Source organism: Cognatundibacterium jejuense (assembly GCF_014284255.1).
GTDB classification, from domain to species: Bacteria; Pseudomonadota; Gammaproteobacteria; order Burkholderiales; family Burkholderiaceae_D; genus Undibacterium; species Undibacterium jejuense.
The window spans coordinates 114,983-129,830 of the sequence record NZ_JACOFV010000008.1 but is presented as its reverse complement, the minus strand read 5'-3'; the positions used below and the strand labels follow the sequence as shown (position 1 = coordinate 129,830).

General features: G+C 46.3%; 15 protein-coding genes. 5 read left to right on the top strand and 10 right to left on the bottom strand.

Features of this window, described 5'->3' with window-relative positions:
- Positions 1–27 precede the first annotated feature (27 nt).
- The 5 genes from H8K32_RS10225 to uraH all read right to left on the bottom strand — a co-directional run bounded on the left by H8K32_RS10225 (position 28) and on the right by uraH (position 5,185).
- Positions 28–1,236 (bottom strand): M20 aminoacylase family protein, encoded by a 1,209-nt coding sequence (locus tag H8K32_RS10225; RefSeq protein ID WP_186912398.1) that lies wholly within the window; start codon positions 1,234–1,236, stop codon positions 28–30.
- Positions 1,237–2,001: 765 nt separating this feature from the next.
- On the bottom strand, positions 2,002–2,496 hold the full coding sequence (locus H8K32_RS10220; RefSeq protein ID WP_186912397.1) for an ureidoglycolate lyase: 495 nt from the start codon (positions 2,494–2,496) through the stop codon (positions 2,002–2,004).
- Between the two features lie 75 nt (positions 2,497–2,571).
- Entirely contained in the window at positions 2,572–3,582 is a 1,011-nt protein-coding gene (gene alc / locus H8K32_RS10215; RefSeq protein ID WP_186912396.1) for an allantoicase, read from the bottom strand.
- A gap of 37 nt (positions 3,583–3,619) precedes the next feature.
- Positions 3,620–4,822: a urate hydroxylase PuuD gene (locus H8K32_RS10210; protein WP_186912395.1), complete on the bottom strand. Its 1,203-nt coding sequence runs from the start codon at positions 4,820–4,822 to the stop codon at positions 3,620–3,622.
- A gap of 9 nt (positions 4,823–4,831) precedes the next feature.
- Positions 4,832–5,185, bottom strand: coding sequence for a hydroxyisourate hydrolase (gene uraH / locus H8K32_RS10205; RefSeq protein ID WP_186912394.1), 354 nt, complete (start codon positions 5,183–5,185; stop codon positions 4,832–4,834).
- A 249-nt stretch (positions 5,186–5,434) separates the two neighbouring features.
- On the opposite strand from uraH, the gene H8K32_RS10200 reads away from it, so the two are divergent.
- The 5 genes from H8K32_RS10200 to H8K32_RS10180 all read left to right on the top strand — a co-directional run bounded on the left by H8K32_RS10200 (position 5,435) and on the right by H8K32_RS10180 (position 10,555).
- Positions 5,435–6,154, top strand: a complete 720-nt coding sequence (locus H8K32_RS10200; protein WP_343067978.1) for a GntR family transcriptional regulator — start codon at positions 5,435–5,437, stop codon at positions 6,152–6,154.
- A gap of 52 nt (positions 6,155–6,206) precedes the next feature.
- Positions 6,207–7,184: an allantoinase PuuE gene (puuE, locus tag H8K32_RS10195; RefSeq protein ID WP_186912393.1), complete on the top strand. Its 978-nt coding sequence runs from the start codon at positions 6,207–6,209 to the stop codon at positions 7,182–7,184.
- Positions 7,181–7,699: a 2-oxo-4-hydroxy-4-carboxy-5-ureidoimidazoline decarboxylase gene (gene uraD / locus H8K32_RS10190; RefSeq protein ID WP_186912392.1), complete on the top strand. Its 519-nt coding sequence runs from the start codon at positions 7,181–7,183 to the stop codon at positions 7,697–7,699. Before puuE ends, uraD begins: the two co-directional genes overlap by 4 nt.
- Positions 7,700–7,812: 113 nt before the next feature.
- Positions 7,813–8,904 carry a porin gene (locus H8K32_RS10185; RefSeq protein ID WP_186912391.1) on the top strand — a complete coding sequence of 364 codons (1,092 nt, stop codon included), beginning with the start codon at positions 7,813–7,815 and terminating at the stop codon, positions 8,902–8,904.
- A gap of 1,024 nt (positions 8,905–9,928) precedes the next feature.
- Entirely contained in the window at positions 9,929–10,555 is a 627-nt protein-coding gene (locus H8K32_RS10180) for a hypothetical protein (RefSeq protein WP_186912390.1), read from the top strand.
- 233 nt (positions 10,556–10,788) lie between these two features.
- On the opposite strand, the gene H8K32_RS10175 is transcribed toward H8K32_RS10180, so the two are convergent.
- The 5 genes from H8K32_RS10175 to H8K32_RS10155 all read right to left on the bottom strand — a co-directional run bounded on the left by H8K32_RS10175 (position 10,789) and on the right by H8K32_RS10155 (position 14,655).
- Positions 10,789–11,514, bottom strand: a complete 726-nt coding sequence (locus H8K32_RS10175; protein WP_186912389.1) for a tetratricopeptide repeat protein — start codon at positions 11,512–11,514, stop codon at positions 10,789–10,791.
- Between the two features lie 329 nt (positions 11,515–11,843).
- Positions 11,844–12,338, bottom strand: coding sequence for a GNAT family N-acetyltransferase (locus tag H8K32_RS10170; RefSeq protein WP_186912388.1), 495 nt, complete (start codon positions 12,336–12,338; stop codon positions 11,844–11,846).
- Between the two features lie 5 nt (positions 12,339–12,343).
- Complete coding sequence (locus H8K32_RS10165; protein WP_186912387.1) at positions 12,344–12,871, bottom strand: DUF6985 domain-containing protein; 528 nt, start codon at positions 12,869–12,871, stop codon at positions 12,344–12,346.
- A 33-nt stretch (positions 12,872–12,904) separates the two neighbouring features.
- A complete protein-coding gene (locus H8K32_RS10160) occupies positions 12,905–13,249 on the bottom strand; it encodes a hypothetical protein (RefSeq protein ID WP_222613078.1) in 345 nt (114 codons plus the stop codon).
- Positions 13,250–13,476: 227 nt separating this feature from the next.
- On the bottom strand, positions 13,477–14,655 hold the full coding sequence (locus tag H8K32_RS10155; RefSeq protein WP_186912385.1) for an HDOD domain-containing protein: 1,179 nt from the start codon (positions 14,653–14,655) through the stop codon (positions 13,477–13,479).
- Between the last annotated feature and the right edge of the window lie 193 nt (positions 14,656–14,848).

The window sequence follows — 14,848 nt, the reverse complement described above, 5'->3', positions numbered from 1 at the left end:
GTTGAAATTGAATAGTGTTGTGCGGCCTTAGATGGCTGCGACTGCTGGTTTTTTCAAGTAAGTTTCTGCCAGTCTGACCCAATAAGTAGCGCCGATAGGCAGCAAATCATCATTGAAGTCATAACTTGGGTTGTGCAGGTTGCAGGGGCCTAAGCCGTGGCCGATATCGCGATGTTCGCCATCGCCGTTACCGATGAATACATAACAACCGGGTTTTTCTTGCAACATGAAGGCAAAGTCTTCTGCGCCCATGGTTGGTTCGACTTGTGCGTCAACGTTTTCGACACCAACAACGGCGCGCATGACTTCGGTCGCAAATGCAGTTTCTTTGGCGTGGTTGACCAGCGGTGGATAGTTGCGCTTGAATTCAAAATCGACTTCAGCGTCAAATGCAGCAGCAGTGTGCTGGGCGATTGTCCGCATGCGCTGTTCTATCATATCGAGCATAGATGTGCTGAATGTACGCACCGTACCGACTAATTGTGCTTCATCCGGAATCACATTGGTGGCGCTGCCGGAATGAATTTGCGTGACCGATAATACGGCTGATTCTAGTGGGCTGGCATTTCGGCTGACGATGGATTGCCAGCTTTGCGCAATCTGAATGGCGGCAATGATGGGGTCTATGCCTTTATGCGGCTGCGCCGCGTGCGCACCTTTGCCTTTAACGGTGACATAAAATTCATTCGACGATGCCATCATCGGGCCAGGTGTAACACCAAAGGTGCCGACTGCTGCCCCTGGCCAGTTGTGCATGCCAAATACCGCTTCCATCGGGTATTTTTCAAATAAACCGTCATCAATCATCGCGCGCGCACCGCCGCCACCTTCTTCTGCCGGCTGAAAAATCACGTACACCGTACCATCGAAAGGTTTGTATTTTGATAAATAATGTGCTGCGCCAAGCAACATCGCAGTGTGACCATCATGGCCGCAGGCGTGCATTTTTCCAGCATGTTTCGATGTATGGGCAAACGTATTGATCTCTTGCATCGGCAAGGCGTCCATATCGGCGCGTAAACCAATGGCACGCTCGCTGCTGCCGTTGGTGATAATGCCGACGATGCCAGTACCACCCAAACCACGCGCTATGGGGATGCCCCATTCTTGCAGCTTATTGGCGACAATTTCTGAAGTGCGGTGCTCTTCATAGCAAAGTTCTGGGTGGGCGTGGATGTCACGCCGGATTTGTTGAATTTCGTGCTGAAACTCAACAATAGGATCAATCAGTTTCATCGTAGTCTCCGGATGCTGCTGCAGTGGTTTTGTATATATGGCTGCAGATCGTGGCTTGAATGAGAAAGATACCAGATTCTTAGTCCCGTCGTGTTATGTGTGTCGAGACAAGGTGATAAAAAGATAAAATTTTCTTTAATGCTTTTGAATGAGATGAGGTTTTTAAGGCTGTAAACGGCAAAAATGGCGTACTTGCGTAGTTATTCGCGACAGTGATGAGCGGTATACGAATAATAAAGCAGACATCTATGTTGCGGTGCACTATAGTTACACCTGTCTCCTCCAACACCTCCTAAGGTTTGGATTTACCCGCAACCGCAAGGTCGCGGGTTTTTTTTTGCCGTTTGTCCTTGATAAACGGATAGCAAAGGGCAAAAATCGACACTGTCGATGGCTGAATATAAAGATTAAACTTGATTTAACGAAAATTTGTGAAAGTTAATACCTATTTAATGCGATGTTAGATACGTATTGAATGTTGGACGATACACGCTGCTGTTTGGCTCTCATGCTGTAAAGTTCTCATGCGCATTCCGCATATGGCGCGAGTATTTCTGCAAAGAAATGAATAAGCCGATTAGATATATGATTTATGAATGTTTGATATACGAAAATAGTAGTTGGTGTATTTGTTGCGCTGCGATATAGTTACACCTGTCTCCTCCAACACCTCCTAAGGTTTGGATTTAAGCCCGCCTCGAGCGGGCTATTTTTTTATCTGCGTTTTGCGTTGTACGCTATCGCAAGTTCAACGGCGCTGAGTGATTAACCAACCGTCCAACTGCCATCGAGCGCGATTTCGTCGCAATTAAAACCCTCGCCAATGCGATCCATAACGATAAAGTCACTTTGCTTGTGCAAGGCAATCAATGGATGGTGCCAGACCCCACGCGCATAATTGACTCCCTGTAAGCCTTTGCAGATAAAAGCCTGCATTTGATCGGCAGCGAATTCACCAGGCGGCGCAACCACCACCAGATATTCATCGTCTTTATCTGAGGTCAATGGAACAAAAGCCTGACTGCCCAGGGGATGGCATTCCATCACCTCAATTGCCAGTGGCAAGGCTCTTGGTTGTGCGCGAAACACGCTGAGTATGGTTTTGCCATCCTGCGTTTGTGTATCAGCCATGGCTAAGGCATGAAAGCGCTCGGTGGTGCCCTGATTGATAGGGTAATGGCGTGCGCCTTCTAGCATGATGACTTCACCAAATGGGGCAAACGCTTGTCGCGAAAGTGTTTGTAACGGTAGCTGTGGCATGGTCTTCTTTCTTTTTCAGGACTTTCGCTATCCAAAATGAACGAAAGCCCTGTCGATCTTGCTACGATCTTGCTATTACGCCAGCCTACTCAATAAACGCAAACGGGATACGCCGCCATCCGGGAAAATATTCAGGCGGATGTGGGTGATTGCCCCCAATGCCTGAATTTCTTGCTGGTAGTAATGCTGGTGATCCATTTGCAGTTTTTGTTGTGGCAACAAAACAGGCCAGAACATCGATTGGGTAGTCAGAGACGTCTCTGTGCCGCCAGCCATCGATGCGGCTTGTATCGAGCAGCTATCCGGGAAATTACCTTTGAAATGGCAAGTATCGACTTCGATTTTTTCCACGATACCCGGATGTGCCAGCGCAATAATGCACCAGTCATTGCCAGGTTCGCGACGACGGCGGGTTTCCCAGCCATCGCCCATGTTGACGCCGCGACCCGGCATGAGCAGATTTGATGCCAGACCAAAATGTTGGTTATTGGTGGCGACCACATAGCCACCGTTTTCCATTGCGATCAGATCAAATAAACTATGTTTGTCCGCCGCTGCCCAATCATTTTCAGGTTGTGCATACACACGCAAACGCGCTACACCGCCGTCTGGGTAGATGTTCAAACGCAAGTGGGTAAAGGCTTGCGTGTGCTTGATCTCGTGGTAATGATGGCTATTGCCTTGCAAGTTCACCGATGGCAATACCTCGTGCCAGACCGTGTCGGCATTTGGCTCGCCTGCTGGTACTAAAGCACCTTCCAGGGAAGCCGCAGGCGGGTAATTGCCCGTGAAATGGCTGGTATCAATATCGACACCTTTCAATACGCCAGCACGCGCCAGTTTAAGCACGCACCAGTCGTAGCCATTGGCGCGCTTACGACGTGATTCCCAGCCGTCCATCCATTTGCCATTGGTATCGTATTTGCCAGGAATAAATACAGCTGGATCAGGATTGAGCATGCGCGACATTTCTGCAAAAAAGTCATCGCTACACGCCAATGTTTTTGCACCTAAACGTGGATCAGCCAGATTCGGATAACGACGGGTAAAGTCAGGTGCGTTCGGGTCGAGAGTGATAATAGCCATAAGATACTTTCTATTTTTTTATCAATAACCAAATTGTTTATTTTGAAGCTGGTGCAACAGCATTGCCGCTTTCAAACCAATGAGCGATGGTTGCACGCTCTTGTTCGGTGATATTGGTCAGATTTCCCAATGGCATAATTTTTTGCTGTACCACTTGCTGGTAAATCAGTTGTGACTTGGCTTCAATCACACCTGGTTGATCAAACATCAAACCTTTCGCCGGACTATCCATCATGGTTGGGTGGGTAGCGTGACATTGGATGCAACGTACCTGAACAATTTTTTGTACTTCTGCAAATTGATTTTCTGTCGTTTGCGCGGCATTTGTTACTACTGGTTTCGGTGCAATCCACGCTGCTACACCGGCCAGAATAGCAATTGCCAAAATCGGATAAATCGGTTGGGTATTCCCTTTGTGGCGCAGGATGAAAAACTGCCGCACCAGCACTCCGGCAACCATGATCAACACTAATACTGCCCAATTATTGCTGGCGCTGTAGGTCATGCTGTAATGGTTGGACAGCATCGCGAATAGGACAGGCAAAGTAAAATACGTATTGTGAACACTGCGTTGTTTGCCACGTTGTCCGTGTACTGGATCAATAGGCTGACCGGCTTTCATTGCAGCGACAACTTTGCGCTGACCTGGAATAATCCAGAAGAACACATTGGCACTCATGATGGTCGCAATCATCGCACCGATGATCAGAAACGCGGCACGTCCTGAAAACAAATGGCAGGCGCCCCATGCCGCAGCAACGACATAGCCAATAATCAAGCCTGATAAGAGCTTTTCATTTTTGCCGAACACGCGACACAATATGTCGTATACGATCCAGCCCAGCGCCAGAAAGCCTAAGGCAGCTGCAATCGCGATGGCTGGTGTGAGTTGTGCTACTGACGGATCGATCAGATAGGTACGTGCATTAAAGATATACACCAATAAAAACAAACTGAAACCAGACAACCAGGTGCTATACGATTCCCAGTAAAACCAGTGCAGATGCTCTGGCAAACGTGGCGGTGCGCCGAGATATTTTTGTGGATTATAAAAACCCCCACCATGCACAGCCCACAATTCTCCGCCAACGCCTTGCTTTTTCAATTGCTCATCGGTCGGTGGTGTCAGATGGTTATCCAGCCACACGAAATAAAATGAAGAGCCTATCCATGCAATGGCGACAATCACATGCAGCCAACGCAATAGCAGGTTAGCCCAATCTAAGAAATACGCTTCCATTGATGATTCCTAACTACCGCGATAGGTTGAGTAACTCCATGGCGTCGTCACCAGGGGTACATGATAGTGCTGACTTGCATCGGCTACGCCAAAGCGCAAAGTTACGATGCCGAGAAATGCTGGCTCCGTCAGTTGGACGCCCATCGCCGCAAAATAACGACCGATATCAAAATCGAGTTCATACGTGCCGCTAATGAGTGCATCGCCTTCTAACAAAGGCTGGTCACAACGACCGTCAGCATTGGTTAAACGTTCACATAACAGCTGTCTTTGCTGATCCTTGATGCGGTACAGGCGTACCTGTATGCCTTGTCCGGGTTTGCCGTGCGCAGTGTCGAGTACATGTGTCGTGAGACGTCCCATGCCTATCCTTTATAAAATACCGAAAATAAAACAACAATATTGTCGACAATCTTAAGCCTCTGAAAATCTCTATGTCAAACAAAACTTCAGTAAAGCCTTGTTATTACGGTGAAATTTATCTTATTTAGCAACGCGAAACTAAAAATAATTGGTATTCCATTTAAAAATTGTCGACAATTTATTGGATGAAGTGCTTAAATGAGGAAAATATCATTTACTTCGTTTTCACTTAATCCATAGAGCCAGAACGTGAACAGTAACACCCCCGGGGAAGCAGAAAATACAGACAACGCTGATAACCTTGATAAGGAACAGCGCATGTACCGCGATATTTACGATGCCATCATGGATCATCGTCTGCCTGCGCGTACCAAACTGACCGAGCAATCCTTGAGCGAAATTTATGCCATGGCTCGCCATGGCGTGCGCAAGGTATTGAGTCAGCTTGCAGCCGATGGTTTGGTCGATCTGGAGCCCAATCGCGGTGCATTTATCGCCAGTCCGGGCGAAAAAGAAGCACAAGACATGTTTGAATTGCGCCATAACCTGGAGCAGTTAGCGTTAGAAAAAGTATTAGCGAATGATGATAGGCAGGCTTTGCAGGGATTGCGCCAGATGGTAGAGCGCGAACGTGACGCCTATCAGCAGGGTGACAGGCCACAGTGGATCAGGCTGTCAGCTGATTTTCATATCGAGCTGGCACGCCTTAGCGGCAATGATTTACTGGTCGATATGCTGCGGCGTCTGGTCTCACGTACCACTTTAATGATTTCGAGTAACGACGTGCCGGGTACTCGTCCTTGCTCATTTGATGAGCATTTCAAGGTACTCGAAGCATTAGAACGGCGTGATAAAAAATCCGCTTTGCATGAAATGGCACAACATTTGCATCAGTGTGCATGCCGTACACCGAAAAATGTTGGGAAGAGTTTTGATTTAAAAACAGTACTCGGACAAAGAAATAGTTAAGTCGATCACAGACAAACAAGTTCAGTTTCCACATTGACGGAGAAAACAACGAATGACAATCACCTCAGCTTATCCGCGTGATCTGATTGGTTATGGCCGCCACGTGCCACACGCACAATGGCCAGAGCAGGCAAGAATTGCCGTGCAGTTTGTATTGAATTATGAAGAGGGTGGCGAAAATTGCGTCTTGCATGGTGATAAAGCCTCAGAACAGTTTTTATCAGAAATCGTCGGCGCGGCGGCGTATGAAGCGCGGCACATGTCGATGGAATCGATTTATGAATATGGTTCACGCGCCGGGGTCTGGCGCATTTTGCGCGAATTTGAAAAACGTGGCTTGCCACTGACCGTGTTTGGCGTGGCGATGGCATTGCAACGTCATCCGGAACTGACGCAAGCGTTTGGTGAATTAGGTCATGAGATCGCGTGTCACGGTCTACGCTGGATTCATTATCAAAATTTAGATGAGGCGATAGAGCGCGAACATATGCAGCAAGCGGTGCAGATCATGCGTGAACTCACTGGTAGTGCGCCGTTAGGCTGGTACACCGGACGTGATTCACCAAATACGCGCCGGTTGGTGGTTGAGCATGGTGGTTTTGCGTATGACGCTGATTATTACGGTGATGATTTGCCATTCTGGACTGAAGTCAGCACCAGTGTTGGTGAAGTCAAGCCGCATCTGGTCGTGCCTTATACATTAGATAGCAACGATATGCGCTTTGCCACACCACAAGGATTTAATACGGGCGAGCAGTTTTATACCTACTTAAAAGATAGTTTTGATGTGTTGTATGCGGAAGGGGATCCACAAGGCGATAACGCACCAAAAATGCTATCGATAGGCATGCATTGCCGCTTGCTTGGCAGGCCGGGACGCTTCCGCGCCTTGCAACGCTTTTTGGATTATGTGCAATCGCATGACAAGGTGTGGATTTGCCGACGGATTGATATTGCGCAGCACTGGATGCAGCAGCACCCGTATGCAGCAGCGGTAAATACTGTAGCAAACACAGGAGTAAAACCATGAGCCACACTTACAGCTTAGAAGCCATAAATCAGGTTGCTGATACAGAATTTGTCAGCATACTGGGTGGCATTTTTGAACATTCGCCATGGGTAGCCGAAGCGGTTGTAGCACAAAGACCATTTTTGAGCGTGCATGATTTGCACGCGGCGATGGCACATGCGGTACGCAGTGCGGATGAAGAAGCGCGTCTGACCTTGATCCGTGCCCATCCGGAATTGGCGGGTAAAGCGGCAGTCCGCGGAGAGTTAACTGCCGAATCGACACGTGAACAGAGTGGTGCCGGACTGAATCAATGTAGTCCTGACGAATTCGCGGAATTACAACGTTTGAACGCTGAATATAATAAAAAATTCGGTTTTCCTTTCATCATCGCTGTACGAGGCCACGACAGACAAAGTATTATCCGGCACTTCACGCAGCGGCTGAACTCAGACCGCGTCACCGAAATGCAGGAATGTATCGAGCAAATTGTCCGTATTGGCGGCTTCCGGCTGGCTGATTTAATAAGACCATAAGCCGCCTGCTTAAGAATGATTATTCGCCGATTTCGTGTCAAAGACGATCCAGGATTTGCGCAACGCGCACCGCTGCAAAAGAATTTTTTTACTACTTCGATAAAGGAAGAACCATGAAATGTAAATTCAACAGTCTGGTCATTGCAGTTGCGGCTACTTTAGCTGCGGGTAGCGCACTGGCGCAATCTACTGTATCCGTTGAAGGTCTGGTCGATATGTCGGCTGGGTCAATTAAGTACAGTGGTGACAAAGCTAAAACACTTGCCGTCAACAGCGGCGGCATGACGACCTCGTGGTTGGGTTTTAAAGGCGTTGAAGACTTAGGCAACGGCATGAAAGTTGACTTCGCATTGACCAGCTTCTTGCGCGCTGATACTGGCGAATCCGGACGTTTTTCTGGTGATACGCTGTTCTCACGCGATGCCAACGTAGGTATTTCTGGTTCCTTTGGTAAAGTTTCTTTAGGTCGCAACTTGTCGCCTAATTTCTTGCCAGTCGTTATTTTCAATCCGTTCGGCGATTCGTTTAACTTTTCCCCATTGGTACTGCATACCTGGGTACCTAACGGTAATTTCGCTGCACGTACCTGGGTGAATTCTTCCGCTGGCGACTCTGGCTGGAGCAATGAAATCATTTACACCACGCCAAACTACAATGGTTTGAGTGCTAATTTCCATTATCAGGCAGGTGAGAAAGCTGGTCAGACTGGTGTAAATAACGTCGGTATGAACGTCTTGTACTTCAATGGTCCACTGGCATTGACTGCCTACTACCACCAGGTACAAGTCGGTAACCCGACCCCTGGCGCGATTGTTGACGCGACTAGCTCACCGATCAACTACGCATCAATCAACTATCAAAAATCGTATTTCGTTGGTGGTAGCTATGATCTGAACGTTGCTAAATTGTTTGCGACATATTCCAACACCAAAGACGACAGCAGCACAAGTGCAGCGATGACTGACAAAACCTACAGTCTGGGTGCGAAAGTGCCAGCAGCTGGGGGCAATATTTTGTTGGCATACGCTGACACTAAACGTACTGGCAGTCTGGTTGGTGCAGATTTGAGCCGTGACACATTCTCAGGTGGTTATGACTACGATCTGTCTAAGTGTACTGACGTTTATGCAGTCTTGATGAGCGACAAAATCAACACGGCTGACCGCGCTAACAGCGTTGCAGTCGGTATTCGTCACAAGTTCTGATTGCTTGGTTTTTTGTATAACATCGTAGCTTGTTGAACTTAAAAAACCACGTGATTTAAATCAAGCCTTGAAAAAAAGCTCAAAAAAGAGTCGAACTATTTTTTGAGCCGGCTAGCATAGTTTTTTAATTCAAATTGAGAGGTCCAGAGAAATCTGGGCCTCTTTATCTTTAGTCCGCAATTAATTTTGTCTTTGCTACCAATTTGACTTAAATGAATAGTGCGCGAATTAGGATGAAATAAGCACTCGAATGGTCTTCAAAAAAAGCTACTCAGTCACATTCCAAAGAATGCTTTGCTTCATTGATCAATAATGACCGGTGAACAAGGGTTTGCAGACATTTATGTTTTAAAGCGACTGACAAGCCTTAACCTGTGCGGCCAGTCGCGCGTCGCAAGAGCGGAAATTCCGAAGACGAACAGTTACAGAAGCCAGTGGTGTGAATAATCAATATTTACGAAAATTACCCATATCGCTGGACCGACCAAGTCCGTAAAGTTCAATTGCCATTCTCTTGTTTTATAAAATGAGATAGTGCCTTAGACGAACCAATAAAAATACGCCGCTCAAAAATAGCAAAAGTGTTAGATGTTCATGTGCTCTAATATCGGATTTAGATGCAGATGGTGAAGGGTCACCCAATTGAGATAGTCCACCGTAAATGGAGAGCATCCAGCCTAATCCAACCGTGATCAATGCAAGGTTTGCTGGGCAGGTTGGTTTCAATTATACGCGACAAAAAGCCGCTGCAATTTGGTCGATTTACACCTATGGAGGCGAGGCTCAAACTTATTTCCCTTCTTCGTTCGAGTTAATGCGGTCAGAAATTATCAGATCTAAACGATGCCGTAATAGCCTACAGAAATTGTGGCATGTGTTCAAAAATCCCCATTTATGCAGATACAGTAAATTTTTAATTTGAATTGATAAATTATGCCCAAGCATGTTGTTCAGCATGCTAAGGATTTAAGGATTCGATGATAAATAAGCTTCGTTCGAAAAAATAAAATTTGGAGGTACTTGAATGACTTTAAATAATCCACGCAACATTTTTGTTTTGTTATTAGCAGAAATGCTTTGTGTATTTTCGCTTCACTCAAATGCTCAAGATCTACCTGTACCTGCAAATGAAGCTGCAAATGCTAGCAAAAATAAGATAAATAAATTTGATCCTCCGTACCCATTTACTGCAGATGAATTGTGGGAAAAGTTGCTGAATGTAGCTGCGAGTTTTCCTGATGGACTCACTCGCACCAATATAGATAAGATTTTTTCCACGAGTTTGGAGAGGGAAGCTTATTCAAACCCACAAATATCCAAATTTGAAACTGAAGCCTGGCAGGTTTCGCAGGGAAAGGATTGGTTTTTTTCTATGGGCGCTGTTTTGAAAAATCATAAGGCTATCAGCTTTAGTTTTTCTTGGGGAGACGGTCCTCTCGTGTTGCCACCTAGAGGTATGTGCATACCAATGAAAAAAATGGAAAGCACCTTATTAAAGTATGGTTGGGAATCGACTTCTAAACTTCGAATGTATCCGCAGTATTGGGTTGATTATCATTTTATTAAGTATATGCACGGTTCAATGCGTATTACTTCAGATGGAGACGGTGACGCCGCTTGTCTCATAGATTTTTTCATGGTTAATAATTAAATTTTTTCGGGTTTAATAAATGGTTGAATAGCCTTAGTGGGATGAAAATTCATTGAATAGCACGGTGCACTTCCTACAAATTGTAGCGTTGTCGCGAAATTCAACTTTGTGCCGAAATTTACCTTTCAGGCAATAACTTATTTATGCAGTTTCGTACCCTGAACGGCCTTAATTAGATATGAGAAGTGGTCATTCAACGTCGGTGTAAATAGATGAGTTAGGTCGGTACACTGTTACATTTCGCCGACAAGTCGTTGAGCACTCTTCAGACCCTCTTGTGCCCTCAACGTCAAGGGCGTGAGCTCAGCTTTCCACTGGGCGACGAACTGCTCTGCTCTTTCAATCTCATTTTCAGACATCGACTTCTTCAAATCTTCAAGCGTGGTCTGTGCATTAGGATTGATTTTCCCCTCCGCGACAAGCTTTGCTAATTTAAAGTAACCATAGCTGAGGGTTTTGTCAGCAGGAACCCCTTTGCCATCTTTGTAGAATACCGATAGGTTGTAAAGTGCCATTGGGTATCCTTGGTCCGCCGCTGCTTTGCTCCACTGAACTGCTTTCTCGAATTCACTTTTTCGCAGATATGAAACGGCAATATCCTGCTGGGCTAGAGAATAGCCCGCTTCCGCAGACCTCAATTTATAGTTAAAGGCCATGGCCGCGTCCAATGGAACGACATTTCCAAATTGGCCTGCGAGATAGCATCCAACTTTGTATGAGGCCAGAGCATCACCGTTACGGGAGCTTTTTTCAAACCATTCATAGGCCTGTTTAAAATCTTTCGATACGCCTATACCGTTGTTCAGCAGCATCCCAACGTGGTATTGAGCATCGACGTTACCTTGTCGTGCCAACTCGGTCAGCTTTGCATAGAGGTTATCTTGGGCAAAGGTGTAACAAGGGATCAGGCTTAAGACCATTAAGACTGTCACTACTTTTACTCTTGCACTCAAAAACATTATTGTCTCCTGTTAAGAACCTAAGTTTGAAATGATCGGATGTCCGCCCACAGAAAAAAAAGAACATAGCCGCATCGCAGCCAATCCGGTCAATCGTCATGACATGCAAAAGCCAAATCTGTGCTGTTGTGAAACAAATCACCATATGTTATACCATGTTCTTTTGTGGCGAAGAAGGTGCGGCAGGTGGTGATGTGTACTGATAGAGAAGTTAAATTCAATCGCAAATAAAGTACCCCATCAAAACCCAACCTTGAGATCGTTGGCATACTGTCCCGGTTTTCAACACTTTTTGTTAAGGCTTGGTTTCGTACGTAGCTTTTTTGGGCTCAGGTATCGGCAGAAATGTGCTTGATCCAATTCACTAGAGGTTCACCATCTTCATCAATGATCAATTCCTCGTACAAAAAACCATTCTTTTGCACGACGTGGATAGATGGTAAGTTGTCTGGATTTACTCTCGCCAATAGTCTCTTAGCACTACCAAGTTTTGTGGCGGTGCGAATTAATTCAGCCACGGCAGCACTGGCTATACCTTGTGCGCGTGCAGACGGAGCCACGCCATACCCGATTTCCACTTGTTGATCCAGTGGTTCACTTTTAAAACCACAACTACCGACAATTGAGTTGTCAGCTAGTCGCACGATATAAAAAGTCGAACACCAGGCTCCCGATAAACCGCTGCCTAGTTGTTGCAATGACCGCTCTGCGACAAAACTTGGTGGCAGGGCATCAGGTAGTGCTCTTTGTAACAGATGCGCAGGGTAGTCAGATACGGCCAATTTTCTCAGATCTGCAAGTGGAATGGACTCCAGTCTGATCATAGAAATTATCCGCGGCTTTGATAAATGACTTTTTCCAGCTCAGGTAGTCCATAGACGTCCGCGTTGCTTAAAAAATCATCAAAGGGGCCAAGCTTATTGATTACGTTGCCATTTTTGAAAACGATTTGTAAGCCTTCTTCTTCGTTCCAGTCGCAATCACATTCCAGCAATACGTACACGCCTTGATCGCCGGTCTGGCGGCGGCATACTAATATTTCGTCGCCAAATTGTATGTGCTGCCAGACTTGATCAGCGCTGGAGATATCGACGACATCAAATCCTTCACTTTTGGCAAATTGGACGCAATCCCGATAGTAAGAAAAAATCTCATTTTCAACGGCGAGCAGCACCGTTTTATCCAACGCCAGAAAATGGCTGATGGCATCTGAAAACTCTTGCGGGCGCGCGTCTTGTGCATAGCCTTCCAGCAAAAATTCGCACTCCTTGTTGAGCGCAGAGACGGCGATAGGTTCACTGACCAGCCAATCGTTTTCTGTATCTTCGGTCAGTAGTCCAAGCGGTGCGATTTGCATAGAAATCCTAGTTAAAATGTGATGACGATGTCATTAACGATTACACGAAGACATAGCCTTCGGGGAGATCAATAACAACAGAAAAATGAATAATAAGCCAAACAGCAGAAACACATGCATACCTGGCAAATGATTGAGACTATTTTGCGCCCAAACACGACTGACCAGACGATAAAGTTGAAACGCACTGGCCGCTAACCCCAGCCACCATGCCCACGCATAACGCCCACACAAACCAATCGCAATCAACAAACCAATGATCGCGATGAGCCAGTTTGTCAGTTGACTAAAACTAAGATTAACGCTGAGATGATCGCTATTGGCTGAGATATTAAGTAAAGAACTACCCACTGCGACAACAACATAGGCAACTGCCACGGCAGCTGCAATAAGAATACGAGTTCTGGCCACAACAAACCTGTAAAAAAATCCATCAACGGATGGTATTGATCGAATTGATCCGGCTTGAAAAAAAACGCTTGCCGGATGATGCTGCGCCAGTTCAGCGTGGCGCGTAGCAGTTATCGATTTAGATAACCGCGTTGCATTCTATCAATTTCTGTCGATGTGCAAATGCTTAAAATACGTTTTTGTTTGACGCTCATCTAACCGTTGGTGCTGACGTTACGCAGCTCATATGCTTGCAGGGTATTGAGGTTATCGAAACAATCTGCCATTGTCGGGTTCAAGCCGGATTTGAGCTGCTGATCATTGCGACTAAGTTGCGCCTGATTGACCAGAACACGCATTTTGCTAATCAGGTCGGCGTCATGTAAGAGTTGTCCTAAAGCCGTCCATTCAACCGCTTTTCTGCCACCGGCTTGTTGCTGCAATGCTTGTATCACAGTCGGTGGGAAATCCCAACGCTGTGCAATCCGGTATGACAATGTCGCAGCGACCGAGGCCATTGCGTGTTGGAATCCTGCCGAATATCTGAATTTCGGTTGTTCGCATTCCTGATCCAGCAAACGGAATGCGATGATGAGGCCAACGTTTTTCATCAAGCCAGTCAGAAACGCTTGAAATGCATCGTAGCCATTGTTTTCTTTGTGATCGCTGAGCGCATGACAGGCCAATGCGCATTTTTCGGATTGCAACCAGAGGTGTGGTGCGGCACGGCGCGTGTAGGGGCCTGCACTGAGATTAATGATGGGGCGGAAAGCGACTTTGGCGATGACAAAGCGTAAGCCGTCTTCACCTAGCATGATCACCGCTTTTTCCAGACTACTGATGCGATCAGCTGGATTGTATAGCGCGCTATTAACGGAATTTACAACTTCACCCACCAACACCACGTCTTTGATGATGAGCCGGGTTAATTCATGCACCGCTACTGACTTGTTGCGTAAGCTGGCCAACAGTTGTGGAATGACCGAGGGCATACGCGGCACGACCACCGCATCATTCAGATCGGAGGCCAACAAACCATACAAGGCTTGTAGCACTTTTTGTTCCGTATCAGCGACACTGCCTTCGCCGGGGTAACCCATAATCCAGTCAAAAAATAAAGTATCGATCGGGATCGCAGGTTTCCAGATCTGTAATTTTTCAGTGGAGGGCGTGGCGTTATTGATTTCCACTATTTGAGTAGCGGCTGCAGCAGGCACGACGGTGGTATTCACAGCTAAAGGTGGCAAAGTATTTTCAACTACCACCGGAAGTACATTTTCAACAGCGGGTACAGTTTCAGGCGTAACAGAATCAGCAACTGGCGGGCTCTTTGTTTTACTTTCTTGCTCAGTGCCAAACAAGCGTTGAAAAAATTGATTGAAGGGATTTGCCACGGGTGCCCTTTCTTTGCCACAGGTTGACATTACAAGGAATGAAATACGCTTAGCTACGTTGCAAAAGAATAGCAGCTTTACACCTGAACTGGATGGTTGTTTGATGACGAAATTTTAATAAAATATACTACAGGGAGTAATAAAAAATGCCCTTTATCTTCTCAGGATAACGGGGCATTTTTTGCTGATACTC